This is a genomic window from Thermodesulfobacterium sp. TA1, assembly GCF_008630935.1.
Taxonomy (GTDB): Bacteria; Desulfobacterota; Thermodesulfobacteria; order Thermodesulfobacteriales; family Thermodesulfobacteriaceae; genus Thermodesulfobacterium.
In genome coordinates this window covers 112413-129794 of sequence record NZ_CP043908.1, presented here as the reverse complement: position 1 = coordinate 129794, position 17382 = coordinate 112413, and the positions used below count along the sequence as shown (strand labels likewise).

General features: G+C 32.4%; 11 protein-coding genes. 10 read left to right on the top strand and 1 reads right to left on the bottom strand.

The window, feature by feature from the left end:
• Nucleotides 1-16 precede the first annotated feature (16 nt).
• The 10 genes from F1847_RS00600 (at nt 17) to F1847_RS00555 (ending at nt 16723) form a co-directional block, all read left to right on the top strand.
• Nucleotides 17-4498 (top strand): glycosyltransferase family 2 protein, encoded by a 4482-nt coding sequence (locus F1847_RS00600; RefSeq protein ID WP_150071179.1) that lies wholly within the window; start codon nt 17-19, stop codon nt 4496-4498.
• Nucleotides 4488-6251 carry a class I SAM-dependent methyltransferase gene (locus F1847_RS00595; protein WP_150071178.1) on the top strand — a complete coding sequence of 588 codons (1764 nt, stop codon included), beginning with the start codon at nt 4488-4490 and terminating at the stop codon, nt 6249-6251. The genes F1847_RS00600 and F1847_RS00595 overlap by 11 nt, the downstream gene beginning before the upstream one ends.
• Nucleotides 6252-6265: 14 nt before the next feature.
• A complete protein-coding gene (locus F1847_RS00590; protein ID WP_150071177.1) occupies nt 6266-7411 on the top strand; it encodes an FkbM family methyltransferase in 1146 nt (381 codons plus the stop codon).
• Between the two features lie 52 nt (nt 7412-7463).
• Nucleotides 7464-8441: a UDP-glucose 4-epimerase GalE gene (gene galE / locus F1847_RS00585; protein WP_150071176.1), complete on the top strand. Its 978-nt coding sequence runs from the start codon at nt 7464-7466 to the stop codon at nt 8439-8441.
• A 9-nt stretch (nt 8442-8450) separates the two neighbouring features.
• Nucleotides 8451-9290 carry a hypothetical protein gene (locus tag F1847_RS00580; protein ID WP_150071175.1) on the top strand — a complete coding sequence of 280 codons (840 nt, stop codon included), beginning with the start codon at nt 8451-8453 and terminating at the stop codon, nt 9288-9290.
• Nucleotides 9291-9495: 205 nt separating this feature from the next.
• A complete protein-coding gene (locus F1847_RS00575) occupies nt 9496-10239 on the top strand; it encodes a hypothetical protein (protein WP_150071174.1) in 744 nt (247 codons plus the stop codon).
• Between the two features lie 279 nt (nt 10240-10518).
• Complete coding sequence (locus F1847_RS00570; protein WP_150071173.1) at nt 10519-12288, top strand: class I SAM-dependent methyltransferase; 1770 nt, start codon at nt 10519-10521, stop codon at nt 12286-12288.
• A 222-nt stretch (nt 12289-12510) separates the two neighbouring features.
• Entirely contained in the window at nt 12511-13482 is a 972-nt protein-coding gene (locus tag F1847_RS00565; RefSeq protein WP_150071172.1) for a glycosyltransferase family 4 protein, read from the top strand.
• A 6-nt stretch (nt 13483-13488) separates the two neighbouring features.
• On the top strand, nt 13489-15525 hold the full coding sequence (locus F1847_RS00560; RefSeq protein ID WP_150071171.1) for a capsular polysaccharide biosynthesis protein: 2037 nt from the start codon (nt 13489-13491) through the stop codon (nt 15523-15525).
• A gap of 4 nt (nt 15526-15529) precedes the next feature.
• Entirely contained in the window at nt 15530-16723 is a 1194-nt protein-coding gene (locus F1847_RS00555; RefSeq protein WP_150071170.1) for a capsule biosynthesis protein, read from the top strand.
• Here F1847_RS00555 and cysC read toward each other — a convergent pair.
• Nucleotides 16685-17323 (bottom strand): adenylyl-sulfate kinase, encoded by a 639-nt coding sequence (gene cysC / locus F1847_RS00550; RefSeq protein ID WP_150071169.1) that lies wholly within the window; start codon nt 17321-17323, stop codon nt 16685-16687. The two genes, F1847_RS00555 and cysC, sit on opposite strands and share 39 nt — an antisense overlap.
• Between the last annotated feature and the right edge of the window lie 59 nt (nt 17324-17382).

Here is a 17382-nt window from a genome sequence, read left to right as displayed (position 1 = left end):
GGAGGTAAAAGACCTTATGAACAATAAAGCTTTTTTAAACAGACTAAGAAAATCTTTAAAGAAAATCTTCCTTAATAAGTCAAAGATGAGTAAAGGTGAAAAATTAATGTTTAATGAATTTGATCCTGAATGGTTCAGAAAACAATACAATATTAATGAAACTGATAAGAGAAAATTATTTGAAATTTACAAGAAACTTGTAAAGACACATCAAGTATCTCCTAATCCTTTTTTTGATGAAAAATCATATCTTCAGAATAATCCCGATGTCAGAGAAGCTGTCTTAAAAGGACAGTTTCTTTGTGGCTTTGAACATTTTGTTTTATACGGTAGAAATGAAGGAAGACGTGTTAATTATGTAAATAATGTAAATTTAGATTTTGTTTCGGATTATGAAAATGTTGAATTAATAAAGGAAATTTTTTCTGAAGAGGAAAAGCTGGTTGGATATATTGATCATATAAGAACCTTTTACATTTATGGGTGGATAGTTGATAAAGAAAATTTAGACGACAATGTAGAATTCGTTGTTTCAATAGATGGAAAACCTGTCGTTAAGGGTGTAGCAAATTTGTTTAGACAGGATCTTTTGAATGCGGGAATAGGAAATGGAAGGTATGGGTTTAAAATTGGTTTGCCCTTAATTTTTTTTGATGATGATGACCATCTTATAACTATAAGTGTAAAAGACAAAAAAATAATTTCAAAAACTTTCTTCCTAAATCAGTTACCTTTTACTATGTTTTATATTTATTTATACAATAATAACTCTCATTTTGACACTTCTAAGGAATCACTAACCAAAACAAAAATTATAATACAAAATTCTTCACAACAACAGGAAGTATATGCTAATTCAGTGTTGAGATCGTATGATTTTATAGAAGTTATAGAAGTAGAAGTTCCTTCACTTATTTGGAATTTTTTTGAGGATGAAGAACTAATTATTAGAGTTGTTGCTAATGAAAAGGAATTTAAAACATTCAAGCTGAAAAGGGAAGAAATATTAGAAAAATTTGAAAAATTCCTTGCTGAAATTGATACATTACCGTTGGATGATTTTGAAATACAATATAAAGTGCTTCATACATTGGAACATTTATCATGTTCTAATTTGGTTAATGAATTATCAGAACAAGCTAAAATTTCTTTGTGTAGATTAATAGAGAGATTGAACCTTTGGTATCTTTTTAAAGATAAAATAGATCTGACTACTTTTAGCCAACTTTTTGTTAAATCTTTTAAACTTGATAATAAGTTTTTATTGCTAAATAAACTTTTAAAACAGCTCAACTTAGAACTTGTATTGAATTTTAAAGATAAAAATATAGGACCAGAACATAGTAATTTGGTTTATTCCATAGTTCAAAAACAAATTCTTCATAATCCTACGACTATTTATCTTTTTATGCGTTTTCCTGAATTAAAATACTACATTTGTTTAACACTGATTAATTTATTTTGTTTGTTTGAAGCAGATTTGAATTTTCTAAATAAAATTATGCCGTTATCTCAGGTAAAGGAAAAGTTGAAAAATTCAAAAGATGCCTTTAGCTTATCTTTAAGAATGAGTTTGGAAATAAACGATGAAAATTTTGAAGCTGTAGAGCAAATTTTATATGAACTACCTAAATCTAAAGGTTGGCTTAATGCTCCTTGCATTTTATACACAATTAAAAAAGTAAAGGAAGCTTTCTTAACTCAGAAAATTGATGCAAAAGCTTTAGATAAACTGATTTATGCTTATATTTATTTCTTAGATAACTTTGAGAAAGAGGATCGTTGGTTCTCTAGGCTATATAATGTTAATTTAATCCAAGGATTAGTAGAGATTCTTCATCTTTATTATTATCTTCCAGAATGGACAAAAAAGGATCTAATTGAAGCAACTATTAGAGTTTATGGACTGTGTCCAGAATTTTGGCGTTTGTATAAACTTAATAACCTTAAAATTAGTGAATTGGAGATTTCATTTAATAGGTTTAATAATATCGCCAATTTTTGGGAGAAAGATAGTTTTGAAGAACAGGACACTTACTATTTGAACTTATATTCAGATTTGATATTCTTTAAAAGGTATAATAATGTTGATGTTTATCAAATTCTAAGAGAAATATTGATATATATACTTAGCAACAAAAGCTTAAAAATGGAAATTAAGAAGCTTTATCTCTCCCTTTTGGATAACTATGAAGATTTGGTAGGTATTTTATCCCATCCTTTAATTGATGAAGAGACCTATAATGAACTTATCTCAACTTATCATTCAAAGTTGCCAGGAGAAATTCTAAAACTTTATCCCGTCCCTAAATCTTCCTATCAAGAAAGTTTATTAGAATTAGGAAAGAGAATTTTAAACAAAGAGTTTGATTATGCGGTGAAATTGGCAGATTCGTTGTTGTATTCCACATCCTTTTCATTAGAGGACAGTCTTATCGCTGTTGATTTCTTGAATTATTATGCTATTACAACTAAGAATGAATTACTACTAGAAAGGGTTTTATCAAAGCTTATTACGATGTTAGAAGGAATTTCTGCACAGAATCCTCTCTTGTTATCCATTCTTTATAGAATATTTAATTCAGAAAACCTTAATTCTAAGAATTTGGATGCGTATTTAATAATGATTGAAGATATAGTTAAAGAAAAGCTTGGAGGGGAGTATTTAGATTTAATAGAGTTTACTAAAAATAATCCTCATCCATTTTTAAAAGATAACTACTTCTCGGATACTTTAGTTGTTGTCTATTCTTGTCAAAAAAATTTATCAACAAGGATAAAAACCATTAAAGAAACTTGGTTGAAAGACTTAGAAAAGTATAAGATTCCATATATAATTTGTGTTGGAGGTTCTGAAAAATTAGAGTTGAAAGATAATGTTTTATATCTTCCTGTCCCTGATGAATACGAATTTTTACCACAAAAAAGTTTAGCTCTATACGAGTGGATATTTTATAATACACAATTTATGTATGTCTATAAAATTGACGATGATTCCCTTTTGAATGCTGAATGGTTTTTCTCAATGTTATCGTATAGAAAACATAATTATTATGGAAGAATAGTTAAAAGAAATATCGGAGGTACCGACAGATCTTGGCATCAACAAAAATCCAAAAATATTTTATATAGAACAAAAATAGATAAGTCATACGAACCATCTATCTATGCAGAAGGTTCAACTGGTTATTCCCTTTCTCGTATCGCTATAGACAAACTTATAAAAATTAGAAAATCAGAAATTGGACAGATAATAGAAAACAATTCTATTATGGAAGATAAGCTGGTGGGAGATTTGCTTAAAACAGCAGGTATTACACCACAAAACGAGAATTACTTAACTTATATTAGAAGAAAGACCTTTGCTAATGCAACACCTGTAGGTATTTGGGAAAATAGATATTTTTCTTCAAAAATTTTCCCTGCTGTTATGGTGCATTTAGATAATGAAGAAGATATCAAAAGAGCGTATGAAGTATCAAAAACCAATCAATTAAAGCCTTATAAGGTTTATCCAACTTGTCATGCTACTGCTATATTTAGTAAGGAAGTTTATGATTATTATGGAAATGGACTTGAAATGCTTTCAAGTAAGAACAACTTGATAAAATGTATCTCTGAAGACAGACACTTGATAGCTGTTGTAAGAAACGAGAAAAGTATAATACATCACTTTTTGAATCATTACAGAAAGTTAGGCATTAAGGCTTTTTTCATAGTGGACAATTTATCAGATGATGGAACAAGAGAGTATTTATTAGAACAACCTGATGTTGTTCTTTTTTCAACAGATATGCCATACAAACATTCTCACTATGGAGTTCTATGGCAACAAGCTATTATGTCTAATTTTTCCAGGGGTAAGTGGGTATTGTTAGTAGATGCGGATGAGTTTTTGATTTATGAAGATTGGAAAACTAAAAGTATTAGCCAATTTATAAAAGAAATGGAAGAAGGAGGTTATGAGTGTCTCAGAGCGGATTTAATAGAATTTTATCCCAAAAAATTGGAAGATGCAGATTTTGAGAAGTTTGCTCCCTTTGATGTTTGTAAGTATTATGACAAAGAACCGTTTATTTTTACATTTTATGGAGGGTCCTTTGATACCAAAGTTTCCACTGTTTCATCGTTAAGATATAGACTTGCATCTGATGTTGCGAATCTTCATGATTTCACAGCTTCTAAATTTCCATTATTCAAATACAAACCATGGATTAGACTATCAGAGGGGATCCATTTTATAGGTGGTGTTCCTTCTTACAAGATCCTTGAGTTTAAAGCTGTTCTTGCACATTTTAAGTTTAATAATAAATTCCCTGAAAAGGTCAAAACAGAGGTGATAAGGAAACAACATTTTGAAGAAGCAAGAGAATATAAAAAGTATCTTATTGCTCTGTCAAAAGGAGAAGATATTTTATATGATCCAGATGTTAGTGTTGAGTATGTTGATAGTAAAAGTTTATTAAAAAGCATATGGAGGTTCAAAAATGACAACTAAGCCTTTCATAATCTGGACACTACGTAGGACAGGAGGAACAAACTTTACGAATTGGCTTACTAAGTTAACTGGTTTAAAATCTCCAGAGCATGAACCCTTTAACCTTGATAGGCAATATGGTTACGTATCCAAAAAATTTCTTGAAACAAAAGATTATGAACAATTAAAAGAAGAGATTTTGAGAATTTTAGAAGAGCCACAAATAATTAAGCATTGTGTTGAAACCGTTCCCGAAGAAGTTTCCTTTGCACTGGCGGAAGTGGCTTGCAAGGTAGGATATGCTCATCTTTTTCTTTACCGAAAAGACTCTACTAATCGTCTTCTATCTCTATATTTTGCCGAACATACTGGCATATGGGGACCTAATATGAAAAAGGAAATTCCAAAGGAAATTTTTGATAAAACTATTCCGATACAAGAGCTAATAGATCAAGAGAAAAGGGATAGATTCCAAATTTATGCTATTTTTACCTTTTTAAAAGAGTTAAATTCTAAGGTATTCTCAATAAGCTTTGAAGACATATACCAAATTGATGAAAGTATTGCATTTGAAAAATGCTATAAGATAATTAAAGAACTTGGTATTGCTAAGAATGAAGAACAGCTTAAAAAGGAATTTAGGTCTTTGCGAGAGCAAGGATATCAAGGGACAAGAGAATATTACAAAGAATTAAAAGGATCGGAAGAACTCTCAAAGGAAATTCAAGAACTCCCACCTTTTAGTTTAGAAGAAGAAAGTAGAAGACTTGATGTATTTACTTTTAAGCTCAAACCTGATATTGAATACATAAACTCATTAGGTTATGTTAGTTTCCCTGATGGAGAGATAAAAAGACTTTATGACAGGAGATGGATTTTGCAATATGCACCAAAGGAAGGAGTTGGAGCGGAGTTAGGGGTTTATAGAGGACACTTTGCTGAAATCTTGGTAAGGGAACTTAAGCCAAAAAGAATTTACCTTGTTGATAGATGGAGAAAATTTGGAGAGAAATTTTCGTGGGGCCAAAATAGCCCATATACTGGTTTTGGGAAGCTAACTACAAAATATGCACTTGAGGAAACAAAGTTAAGAATGTTGCCTTATTTAGATTCCAGTAATGTAGTTATAGTTGAGGGGCTAATTGAGGATTTTCTTAAGCTGGTTCCGGAGAAATTAGATTGGGTCTATTTAGATAGCTCTCATTCTTATGAAGCTACACTTAGAGAGCTAAAGCTGATCTCTCTGATATTAAAACCTGATGGAGTTATCATGGGAGATGATTTCAATCCCAACCCCACTCATCAACATCATGGTGTATTTAGAGCAATACATGAGTTTATTAAGGATGGAGGGTGGGGATTAATAGCTTGTGGACCTGCTGGTCAATGGTGTCTTAAGAGAGTGTACGGTATTAACATTAAATACCCATTGAATGCTTTAGGTGAAATAGATAATAGGTTTGTTGAGGTTTTGGTTATAGACCAAAAACCCCAAGTGTTTGAAAGGGATAAAAGATTCAGTATTGGAGGAGTAGTTATTCTAAAGAAAGAATTTAATCAAACCAATTTTAAAATCTTAGCTCAGGACGCGGAAGGAGAGAAGGATGTAAAATGGTTTATAAATTCACCATATTATGCCAGTTTGTATCCAGAAAATCCAAATGCACAGAAAGCTCGGTTTTTAGCAGAAAATCTTATTATTAAAGAAGCGATCAAATTTTATTTGGTAGACTTAAAAAATAATGAAAGAGCTTTACTTTTTGAAATAACCTAAAAGGAGGTTCTTAGATGGTAGATATGAGCTTTGAACTTTTTCAAAGGAAAATAGAAGATACTGATTTGATACACTATGCTACTGTGGATTTTATAAATCCATCTAAAATTACAAAAGGGGCTTCTGTTACTTTGGGTGGGGTTGTAGTATTAAAAAACAGTGCCCCAAAGAGTTGTGAGTTGTTTTTGGATGTGAAAACAGAGAAAATAAAGGTAAATTGGGGGATAGAATCTCCTAAAATGAGGCAAATGTATCCAGACAGTATAAATTCTTCTCACAGCAGGTTCAAGGTGAATTTTATTTGGCCTAAAGGGGTAGACGCTGTAGCTTTAATTTTAAGGCTTCCAGACGGCATTTCGATCCCTTTGATTGAATTATGTTTAGACAAACCAATTGAGATTAAAGAAATTACTATTGAACCTAACAATAGACTAATCTTTGATATTGGTGCATATAATGGTAATGATACTGCATATTATTTAGCTAAAGGTTTTAGAGTGGTAGCAGTGGAGGCAAATCCTGAATTAGCAAAACTATTAGAGGAAAGGTTCTTCACACATATTAAAGCAAATAGACTTATATTAATCAATAAAGCTATTCATTACAGTCAAACTGTAGTAGAATTTATTGTTAATCCAGAGCGTTTAGAATGGAGTTCTGCAAGTGGTGCTAGTAAAGCAAAAACATCAAAAAGTTACGCATTAAAAATACCAGCAATTAAACTTTCTGATTTGATAACTATGATTGGTGAACGTCCATATTACATAAAAATTGATATTGAGGGAGGTGAGCATGATGCACTTATGTCTTTAAGAGAGATTCCTAAAGATTACCTTCCAAATTATATCTCTATTGAATTAAATCCTAAGCTATGGGATAACATAGAAATTTTATACGAATTAGGATATCGAAGATTTCAATTAGTAAGACAGGGCAAACCTTTTCTACCTGCTCCAAGATGGCCAAGCCAAGAAGGATTAGATTTTAGGTGTGTTTTTGGGTATGATATGAGTGGTCCTTTTGGTTTAGATCTTCCAGAAAATAAATGGGTAGGATTGGCAGATATTATCAGACAAATAATAGAAGCACAAAAAAATATGGCAGATAGAGTGTCTAAAGGGGAGCGTCCAGGCTGGTATGATTTACACTGTTCATTTTAGTAATTAAGTTTTAAAATTAAAGTTTATGTTAAATTTGAGAGGTTAATTTAAGATGGATAAAATTATTGTTACTGGAGGTGCTGGGTATATTGGTAGTCATGTGGTGAAAATGCTCGGTAAAATGGGATACGATGTTTTAACAATTGACAATCTCTCAAAAGGTCATAAAGAAGCAGTTTTATATGGTAAACTTGCAGTAGTTGATTTATCTAACAAAATGGAGGTAGAAAAAATTATTAAGTTCTTTAAACCTGATATAGTGATGCATTTTGCTGGTTTTATAGAGGTTGCTGAATCAGTTTTAAATCCAGCAAAGTATTATGAGAATAATGTTCTTAACACTTTCAATTTATTGGATATTCTTGTCAAAAATAATGTTAATAAGTTTATCTTCTCTTCATCTGCTGCAGTTTATGGCAACCCTCAAGAAGTTCCCATAAAAGAAACCTGTCCTACAAATCCTATAAACCCATACGGCTATTCAAAGCTATTTATTGAGAAAATGTTACAAGATTTTGATTATGCTTATGGATTAAAGTATGTTTCTTTAAGATATTTTAATGCTGCAGGAGCTGACCCTGAGGGACAAATAGGAGAATCACATAATCCTGAAACTCATCTTATTCCTTTAGTGCTTAAAGCAGCTAAAGGAGAGATAGAAAAAGTTAAAATTTTTGGGACAGATTATCCTACAACAGACGGCACATGTATAAGAGATTATATTCATGTGTGTGATTTAACAGAGGTTCACATATTAGCTCTTAAATATTTGTTTGATACCAATCAAAGCGCTATTTTTAATTGTGGTTATGGATATGGATATTCTGTGAAAGAGGTTATAAGTAAAGCAAAAAAAGTAACAGGTATAGATTTTCCTGTTGAGGAAACTCATAGAAGAGAAGGAGACCCTCCTATTCTTGTGGCAGATAGCACTAAACTTAAAAAAGAATTTAATTGGGCTCCTAAATTTGATGATCTCGAATATATAATTAAAACTGCTTGGAATTGGGAAATGAATAGAAAATTTTAGGGGGTTAAAATGGTTAAAGAATTAATAATTCATATTGGCCTTTATAAAACTGGAACAACTTCAATTCAAGAATTTTTATATAAAAACAAAGATAAGCTGTTTAATGAGTTTGGAATATACTATCCCAATACTTATGGACTAAAATCCCATAATTTATGTGCTCATATTTTAAGGAATTATTATCCTGAACATTTAGTAAATATAGTAAACAAGACGGGATTAACTAAAGATATTTTGTTAAAACAATTTAGAGATGAATTAGATAATGTGAAACCAAACACAGTTTTGATTTCATCTGAAGTACTATCAGGATTTACTAATCTGATAAATGAGATAGTCCAAGTAGTAAGTCCCAAAATACTTAAACTGATTGTATATTTAAGAAGACAAGATAAAAAACTTGAAAGTTTATACTCTGAACAAGTTAGAAATTTAGATTCTAAGGCCTTCCCTTTATCTCCTTTTCACATAGGTTCTTTCTCTTTAGATTATCACAAATATTTAAAAAAATTAGAACATATTTTAGGTTTAAATAAAGTAGAGTTAAAATTAATCCCTCGTATTTATTCGAGAGATTTTGATAGAAGTTGGGATGCTGTTAAAGATTTTTGTAAGGTTTTAGATATTCCAGAATTAATTATTTTGGAATCAGACATAAAAGAGAATATATCTTTGTCTCCAGTTTCTATAATAGCGCTGAAAAGAATTAAAGAAAAATATTCATTACCAATGAATTTATTTTCAAAAATAGTTTCATACTTATATAAATATGACAATGAAAAGCCAAGCAAATTAAGATCTTTGTTTTCATTAGAAGAAAGAAAGAAAGAAAATATTAAATTTTTATAATGAACCAAACAATTTATTATTTAAAGAATATTTTAACCAGGAGAACAAATTTATATTATCCCCTGAAGAAGAATTTTTCTACCAAGAGCAAGACAAAATATTAAAAGAAGAAATAGAGCTTGAAATTAATGAAAGATATTATAAGTGTTTAGCATTAATTAAAGAAAAATTTTTAATTCCAAGAGATAAAGTTTATGCTTACCAAGTGTATGGTTGCTCTGAACTTACATATGAGTTAGTAAAAGGAGGATTAGTAAAAGACTTTGTTGATGGTAGGCTTGATGTATGTAATGAAAGAGTTATTGAAGGTTGGTTGTTTGATTTAAATGCGTTAAAGGGAGAGGAAATAAGCTTTTTAATAAGGATTAACGGTATAGATGTTTATAATGGAATTTGTAATTTAGAGAGAAAGGATATAAAAGCCCTGTTTGGAGTTAATTTTAATGTTGGTTTTAGAGTTTTCTGGAAGGATTTGAAGCTTCCTAAAAGTATTTTAGATCTTCCTGACGGAGAAAATTTAGAAATTCAAATAATCCATGCAAGGACAGGCTATATTATTTCACATAAAACGGTTGCTAAAAAGCTCATTATGGATAAACCTTATGTACCAGTTAAGATTTCTAAATTAGCAATAGAAGTAGATATAGTAGAAAAGGTAGTTATAGACCAGCTTTATTTGGACTTGCTGAAAGGTAGCAAGCTGGTGGTTGGAGGAGTTGTAGTGCTAAAGCCGGAGGTAAAGGAAGAATACAGGCTTTTGTTGGAGGATGCAGAAGGTATTAAAGAGGTTCAGTGGGGACTTCCTTCACCAGGGTATGCAAATATGTATCCAGATAATCCCCATGCAAAGAATGCAAGGTTTAAAGTTGAGGGAGTCGTAGCTACAGAAGAAAAACCAATAAGGCTTTATCTTAAAAACAAAAATGGTGATAAAATATTAATTTTATGAAATTAATATATCGCTAACAATAGAGGATAAAAAAATGTAACTCGAAGACCTAATTCAAAAGATTTTAGAAGAAAGACTTGATGTATTTGGTAAGGTATCTCAGTGGAAGGCGTTAGCGTTAGTTAGAGTGTTTTAGGTGAAATAAAGAAGGAGATTGAGGCATTAGAGGAGAGATTTTTATTTCTAATTTCAGTACATTTGCCGTGTCAAGCGTAGAAAAAAGGAAGGTAAAAAGAAGTATTTTTAGACCAGCTATGAAAAAATCATAAATAGATAAGTATGCATTCCACGTCCCTTAACAAAATGAAAGCCTTTGTGGAAGGGTATCTTGCAGAATTTGAAGACGCCGAGCTTATAATAATTGATGTAGGTGCTAAGGCTTATTCTGGTAATCCAACCTATAGACCTTTCTTTAACAAGCAAAAATGGAAATACTTTGGGCTTGATTTAGATCCTGGGGTAAATGTAGATATAGTAGTTTCTAATCCTTACAATTGGAAAGAAGTGCCTGATAACTTCGCGGATGTGGTTATCAGTGGGCAAGCTTTTGAGCATGTTGAATTTCCTTGGCTCACTATAAAAGAGATTTATAGGATTCTTAAGCCATCTGGCGTTTGCTGTATTATTGCTCCTTCCTCTGGACCTGAGCATAAGTATCCATATGATTGTTGGAGGTTTTATCCTGATGGTATGAGAGCACTTGCAAAGTGGGCTGGATTTAAAGTGGTTGAGGTATTTACAGACTGGGGGCTTGGGGAGTGGCAAGATACTTTTGCTGTCTTTCAGAAACCCTCTTCAAAGGAACTTATTAATTCTCCTTTTCCGGAGTTCAACAATAAGAAAGTAGCTGAAAGAGTTTATCTTGATGCAGTAAAAACCGCTCCAAACAACCCACAGTATTACGCAAATGCGATTAATATTCTCAAGAATGATGGAAGATTGGATGAAGCTTTAAAATATGCGATTCTTGGAGTAAATTCCTTTCCACACAATGCTTGGCTTAGGTATAAATTAGCTGAAATATACGTTGAAAGAAAACAATTTAGTTCAGCGGTGGAACATGTAATCTTCTTACTTAGAGCGAAATTCATAAATCCGAATAGTGTGAAGTTAATTAATACAGTTTTGAAATCCACAGATGCATATGAAAAATCTATTATCACAAGTCAGCTTCCTGATGATTTACAAGCTCTCAGACAATTAGCCAACCATTCTTGGAATACAAATTCTTATCATTTGATGCAGGTATGTTATGAAAAATTAGCGGAAAAACTACCTGAAGACATACATTCCAAGGTTATGCTTGGGCTTTCCTACTGGGCTCTGGGCCGAGAAGAAGCTTTTAGGAAAACCTTTAAGGAGATTATTGAACTTAAACTTCAAAAGGGCATTCTTGAAAGAACAACTATAATTCAACACTTAATAAATAAGTTCGGTTTTAAAACTTATCTTGAAATAGGTGTGGAAATGGGAATGAATTTTTTCCAGATAGATGCAGAGTTAAAGCTTGCAGTAGATCCTAAATTTGTAATCCCAGGTGGCGTAAAAGATACAGAGAAAGAAAAATTCTTTACGATGACAAGCGATGAATTTTTTGCAAATCCACCTAAGGAAATTTTAGAAAGAGGCTTGGATATAGTCTTGATAGATGGCTTACACACTTACGAGCAGTCTCTCAGAGATGTAGAAAACTGCTTGAAATACCTGAACCCAAATGGGGTTATAGTAATGCACGATTGTTTGCCAGATTCACCTGCTACTGCTATGCCTACTCTTGAAGAAGCCAGAAAACATCCGGATTTTAAAGGGAACTGGACAGGAGATGTTTATAAAACGATAATTCATTTAAGAGCGACGCGAGAGGACCTTTTTGTGGCAGTCGTTAATACAGACTGGGGAGTTGGTTTAGTAAAAAGGGGTGTGCCTGAGGATAAGCTCAGTATTAGCCCAGAAAACATCAAAAAAATGACCTATCATGACTTTGCTAAAGAAAAGGAAAAATTACTTAACCTCAAACCAGTGAGTTGGTTTTTTGAATTTATAAATTAAAGCTAAAATGAGAAACTACCGTTTTTCAATAATAGATGAAAGCATTAAACAAAAATAGGTCCCTTTATCTTCCTTCATATTTTTACAAATTTTCGTTTTAGAAAAAATATAGTAAAAATTTCTTGCACAAGTGTGGAAATAATATAAAATCAAAGGAAGAAGTTGCAGCCCAAGAAAGGTGAAGTCTGACAAAGTAAATACAAATTAAAATAAACTTTGAAAATGATTTATATCATAATTGAAGAAAACATAAATCCAACTACAGATTATTACATAGTTCCTTTACTAAAAAATAAAAATTTAAATTTTATTCGATTAACTCATAAAGAATTGTCAAATTTTGTATTTAGCGAAAGAGTTAGACTTCTTATTGTGAGATACTTAACCGGAGAGGTTTTAAGGTGGATTAAAAAGAGCGTAGATATAATTGATAAAATTTACTACTTTATGGATGACGACCTTTTTGACCTTAAAGTTCTCAAAGATTTGCCTTTAAGATACGCTTTCAAGATCTTTAACAAAGCTTGGAAGTTTAAGAATTGGTTAACTACTAACACGCAAATCTTTGTTTCCAATGATTACCTTGCAGAAAAATATCAAAAATTTAATCCTATAGTCTTACCCCCTTACCCTACACACATAGAGGAAAAGGACCTTTTATTATCTCCAGAAGCTCAAAGGACTCTCGTCTTTTACCACGCTACTGCCTCTCACAAGGTAGAGTTTGTTTGGCTAAGAAACCTCTTAAATGAGTTACAATCTGAAAAGCTTTTCTTTGAAATTGTCGTTGACCAAAGGACTGCAAAGATGTATAAGCCTATCAAAAATTTATACCTCGTTCATTCTATGAAGTGGACTGAATACCTAACCTTTTCTTCCCTTAAATACAGACACATTGGGCTTGCTCCTTTGTTTGATAATCTCTTTAATAAGGCAAGATCTTATGTTAAATTCTATAACATCATGAGAAGTGGAGCAGTAGGAATATACTCGGAATACTTTCCTCTTGCTAAGAGTATAAAGGAGCTTCAAGCAGGCATCGTCCTTCCCATGGAAATTAAGGCTTGGAAGTCTGCAATTTTAGAGTTAGCAGACAACCACGAAAAAAGAAAAGAGCTCTTTGAAGGTGCAAAAAACCTCTTATATCACCTAAAAGAAAAAACCTTAGAGGACTACAAAAAAATTAATATTTAGGTCTTTATGTTTCTTACCTTTTCAAAAGAAATTTTTAGTATACCTTTTTTAGAATCCTTTCTTGAGAAAAAGGTCGTTTTGTACTCACAAAAAGTAGACCTCAATCAGGTAACTGGGGTGATAGGCTGGGGATTAAAGCCTACTGCAAAAAAAGCAAGAGATTTTGCAAAAAAACACGGTCTTCCATACTATGCCCTTGAAGATGGTTTTGTTTGTTCTTACGGACTAAGAGTTAAAGGATACCCCCCCCTTTCCCTAATCGTTGATCCAGTAGGAATTTATTACAACGCAAACACTCCGTCTTTACTTGAGGAAATTCTAAATCACTACGAATTCACAAAGGATGAACTTGAAGAGGGGGAAAAGGCCTTACAGGTCCTCATAGAAAAAAAGATAAGTAAATACAACTACGCCCCTTTTGCAGAAAGAGATATCCTGAAGGGAAAGAAAGAGAAAAGAGTTTTAGTTGTTGACCAAACTTACAAGGATGCTTCTGTTCTTTATGGAGGTGCTACAGAAAACACCTTTAGAGAAATGCTTAACAAAGCTAAAGAGGAAAATCCAGAGGCTGATGTTTATGTTAAAATTCATCCCGACGTTTTGTCTGGCAAGAAAAAGGGTTATCTTTTTGAATTAGCTAAGAAGGACAAAGAGGTCTTTTTCATTGCCGAGGACGTCAATCCTCTAACGCTACTTGAATTTTTTGACAAGGTCTACACGGTAAGCTCACAGATGGGTTTTGAAGCATTGCTTTTGGGAAAAGAAGTTCACTGCTTTGGGCTACCCTTTTATGCAGGATGGGGTATTACGAAGGATCGTGTCAACTGCCCAAGAAGAAATAGAAAAAGAACAGTCTTAGAAATTTTCACTGCAACATATTTAAAATATCCTCGTTACGTAGATCCCGTTACCGGAAGAAAAGGAACGATATTTGACGTTATTGATTTTATTCTAAAACAAAGAAAAATGGCTAACCTTTTTGGTAGAAAAAGTTACTACTTTTATAAAATGCACTTCCTTAAGCGAAATCAGCTTTTACCTTTTTTTAAAACTCCCTTTAATGAAGTGAAAAGTGTAGAAAGTCTTGCAAAGGTTCTCGTTAAAAATAAGAATACAGCTATCGTAGTTTGGGGAGCAAAAGCAAGAAAAGAGGTTGAATTAATATCTAAGGATGTTGAAGTTTTATGTGTTGAGGACGGTTTCATAAGGTCTGTTGGTTTAGGTGCAGAATTTGTCCCACCAATGAGCATCGTCATTGATAAAACCGGCATTTACTACGATGCTACTCAAGAAAGTGATTTAGAAAGAATTCTAAATACTTATCAGTTTAGTAAAGAAGAGCTTAAAGAGGCAGAAGAAATACGGGATTTAATAATTAAGCATCGGATAACAAAGTATAACGTGGGAGCATCAAGACCTTTGAAAAGACCTAACTACGACAAAAAAATAATCCTCGTTCCTGGTCAAGTTGAAACAGACCAAGCAGTTATTTTGGGAAACGGAATAAAGACGAACTTCGAATTAATTAAAAGAGTTCGTACAAAGTATCCAGAAGAATACATAATCTACAAACCACATCCTGACGTAATTTCTAAGAACAAAAGAATGGAAAAAAACTTTAAAGAAATTCAAAAGATGTGTAATAGAATTGAAACTGAGACGGACATCCTTAGTTTAATTGAGGTGGCAGACGAAATCCACACCATAAGTTCTCTTTCTGGGTTTGAAGCTTTGATAAGAGAAAAACCTGTTTTCACTTACGGAGGTGCCTTTTACGCCGGATGGGGTTTGACCTTTGACGAAGTTAGTTTCCCGAGGAGAAAAAGAAAACTTTCCCTTTTAGAACTTATTGCAGGGGTTTTGCTAGTTTATCCTCTTTACTACGATTGGAAGTTAAAGGGATTTGTAGACTGCAAAACTATCATCTATAGAATTATTGAAGAACGTGAAAGGAATGTTAAAATTTTACGATCGAAATCTTTTTACCCTTTTAAAAAACTCAAAAACTGGATTTGTGCCTTGAAATGGTTACTAAGAGCGTAGTTTTATGGCAAGAGATGTAGAAAAGGAGCTTTTACCTTACAAAAGTGTTCTATTGCTTCAAGGACCGAAAGGTTTGTTTTTCTACAAACTTGGTAAGTATCTTAAAAGTCTTGGGAAAAAAGTTTATAAAGTAAACTTCAACGGAGGAGATTTGATAACTTATCCTGATTTTAAAAACTCTTACAACTTTACCGATAAGTTTGAAAACTTTAGAAAGTTTTTAGAAAACCTTATTGAGGAAAAAGAAATTGACTTAGTTCTTATGTACGGAGATTATAAACCATATCACAAAGTTGCAATTGAGGTCTGTAGAGATTATCAAATTGATTGGTATGTTTTTGAGGAAGGCTATGTGAGACCACACTACATTACTATGGAGAAGTATGGATTAAACGGATTTTCAAAAATTCCCAAAAATCCTCAATTTTACTTAAATTTACCTAATTTTGGAATTCCAGAACCAAAACCGAACGAGTTTCGGTTCTCAAAAAGGGCTTTAAGTTCCTTTTTACATTACTTGTTTTTAGAACTTCTGAGATGGAAATTTCCGCATTACAAACCATATAAAAACTACTTTCCTTACGTTCCTTATCTTTTATGTTTATTAAGAGGTGTTATAAGAAAAAAAATTTATAAAATAACCGAAAAACCTATTTTTTCGCTGTTAACAGGTGAGCTCAAAAAAAGGTATTTTTTGGTTCCCTTGCAGGTTTTTAACGATTCTCAAGTTCTTGTGCATAGTGAGTACAATTCTGTAAGTGAATTTATTGAAGAAGTCTTGGAATCATTTTCTAAGCACGCTTTAAAAGAACACTTCATCGTTTTTAAACATCATCCAGTTGACAGAGGCTTTGTGTGTTATAAAAAACTTATTAAAAACTTAGCAGAAAAATTTGGTATAAAAGGACGGGTATTTTACGTTCACGATTTGCATTTACCTACTTTAATTAAGAACAGTTTGGGAGTTGTGGTGATAAACAGTACAGTTGGATTGCAAGCCTTGTATCACAATATTCCTGTTAAAGCGATGGGAAGAGCAATTTACGACGTTCCTGGTCTTACTTTTCAAGGAGAATTAAATGACTTTTGGAAAGATCCTGGAACAATAGACAGAAAACTTTTTAAAAATTTTTACAATTACATCGTAAAAACCACGCAGTTAAACGGAAGCTTTTGGGGAAGGTTCCCCTTTGAGTAAAATTTTGTCAATCACAAAATTTAAAATCTTTTCTACGCTTTCTTCTACAGTGAGCAAATGAGTGTCAAGAATGAGGTCAGGATTTTCTGGCTCTTCATAAGGAGCAGAAACTCCCGTGTAGTTCTTAATCTCTCCTTTTTCTGCTTTCTCGTAAAATCCCTTAGGATCTCTTTTCTTACACACCTCAACAGGACACCTACAGTAGATTTCAACGAAGTTTTCGTTTCCTACTATTTTTTTGACCTTTTCTCTATCTTTTTTGTAAGGAGAAACGAAAGCACAGAGAACAACGATACCAGCGTCTAAAAAGAGCTTAATTACTTCTGCAATTCTTCGCAAATTTTCAGCTCTCTCCTCAGGAGAAAAACCTAAGTCACTACAAAGTCCGTGACGTATGTTGTCTCCATCTAAGGTGTAAGTTCTTACCTTTAGGTCATAGAGCTTTTTCTCTAAAGCGTGGGCGATAGTAGACTTGCCAGAGCTTGGAAGACCTGTAAACCAAAGAACAAGGCTTTTGTGCCCATTCAAAACTTCTCTCATTTGTCTTGTAACGAGAGGTCTATGCCAAACTACGTTGTTATTTCTTTGCCTGGTTATCATGGTTATGAAATTTTAACCTTAATTTCTAAAAAAGTAAAGATGAACTCATGGTTACAATT

What these genes read in the sequence shown, in the direction of transcription:
- F1847_RS00570 (WP_150071173.1), top strand. Translation starts at nt 10,519, where the DNA reads ATGCATTCCACGTCCCTTAACAAAATGAAAGCCTTTGTGGAAGGGTAT.
- F1847_RS00565 (WP_150071172.1), top strand. Translation starts at nt 12,511, where the DNA reads ATGATTTATATCATAATTGAAGAAAACATAAATCCAACTACAGATTAT.
- F1847_RS00560 (WP_150071171.1), top strand. Translation starts at nt 13,489, where the DNA reads ATGTTTCTTACCTTTTCAAAAGAAATTTTTAGTATACCTTTTTTAGAA.
- F1847_RS00595 (WP_150071178.1), top strand. Translation starts at nt 4,488, where the DNA reads ATGACAACTAAGCCTTTCATAATCTGGACACTACGTAGGACAGGAGGA.
- galE (WP_150071176.1), top strand. Translation starts at nt 7,464, where the DNA reads ATGGATAAAATTATTGTTACTGGAGGTGCTGGGTATATTGGTAGTCAT.
- cysC (WP_150071169.1), bottom strand. Translation starts at nt 17,323, where the DNA reads ATGATAACCAGGCAAAGAAATAACAACGTAGTTTGGCATAGACCTCTC.
- F1847_RS00580 (WP_150071175.1), top strand. Translation starts at nt 8,451, where the DNA reads ATGGTTAAAGAATTAATAATTCATATTGGCCTTTATAAAACTGGAACA.
- F1847_RS00555 (WP_150071170.1), top strand. Translation starts at nt 15,530, where the DNA reads ATGGCAAGAGATGTAGAAAAGGAGCTTTTACCTTACAAAAGTGTTCTA.
- F1847_RS00590 (WP_150071177.1), top strand. Translation starts at nt 6,266, where the DNA reads ATGGTAGATATGAGCTTTGAACTTTTTCAAAGGAAAATAGAAGATACT.
- F1847_RS00600 (WP_150071179.1), top strand. Translation starts at nt 17, where the DNA reads ATGAACAATAAAGCTTTTTTAAACAGACTAAGAAAATCTTTAAAGAAA.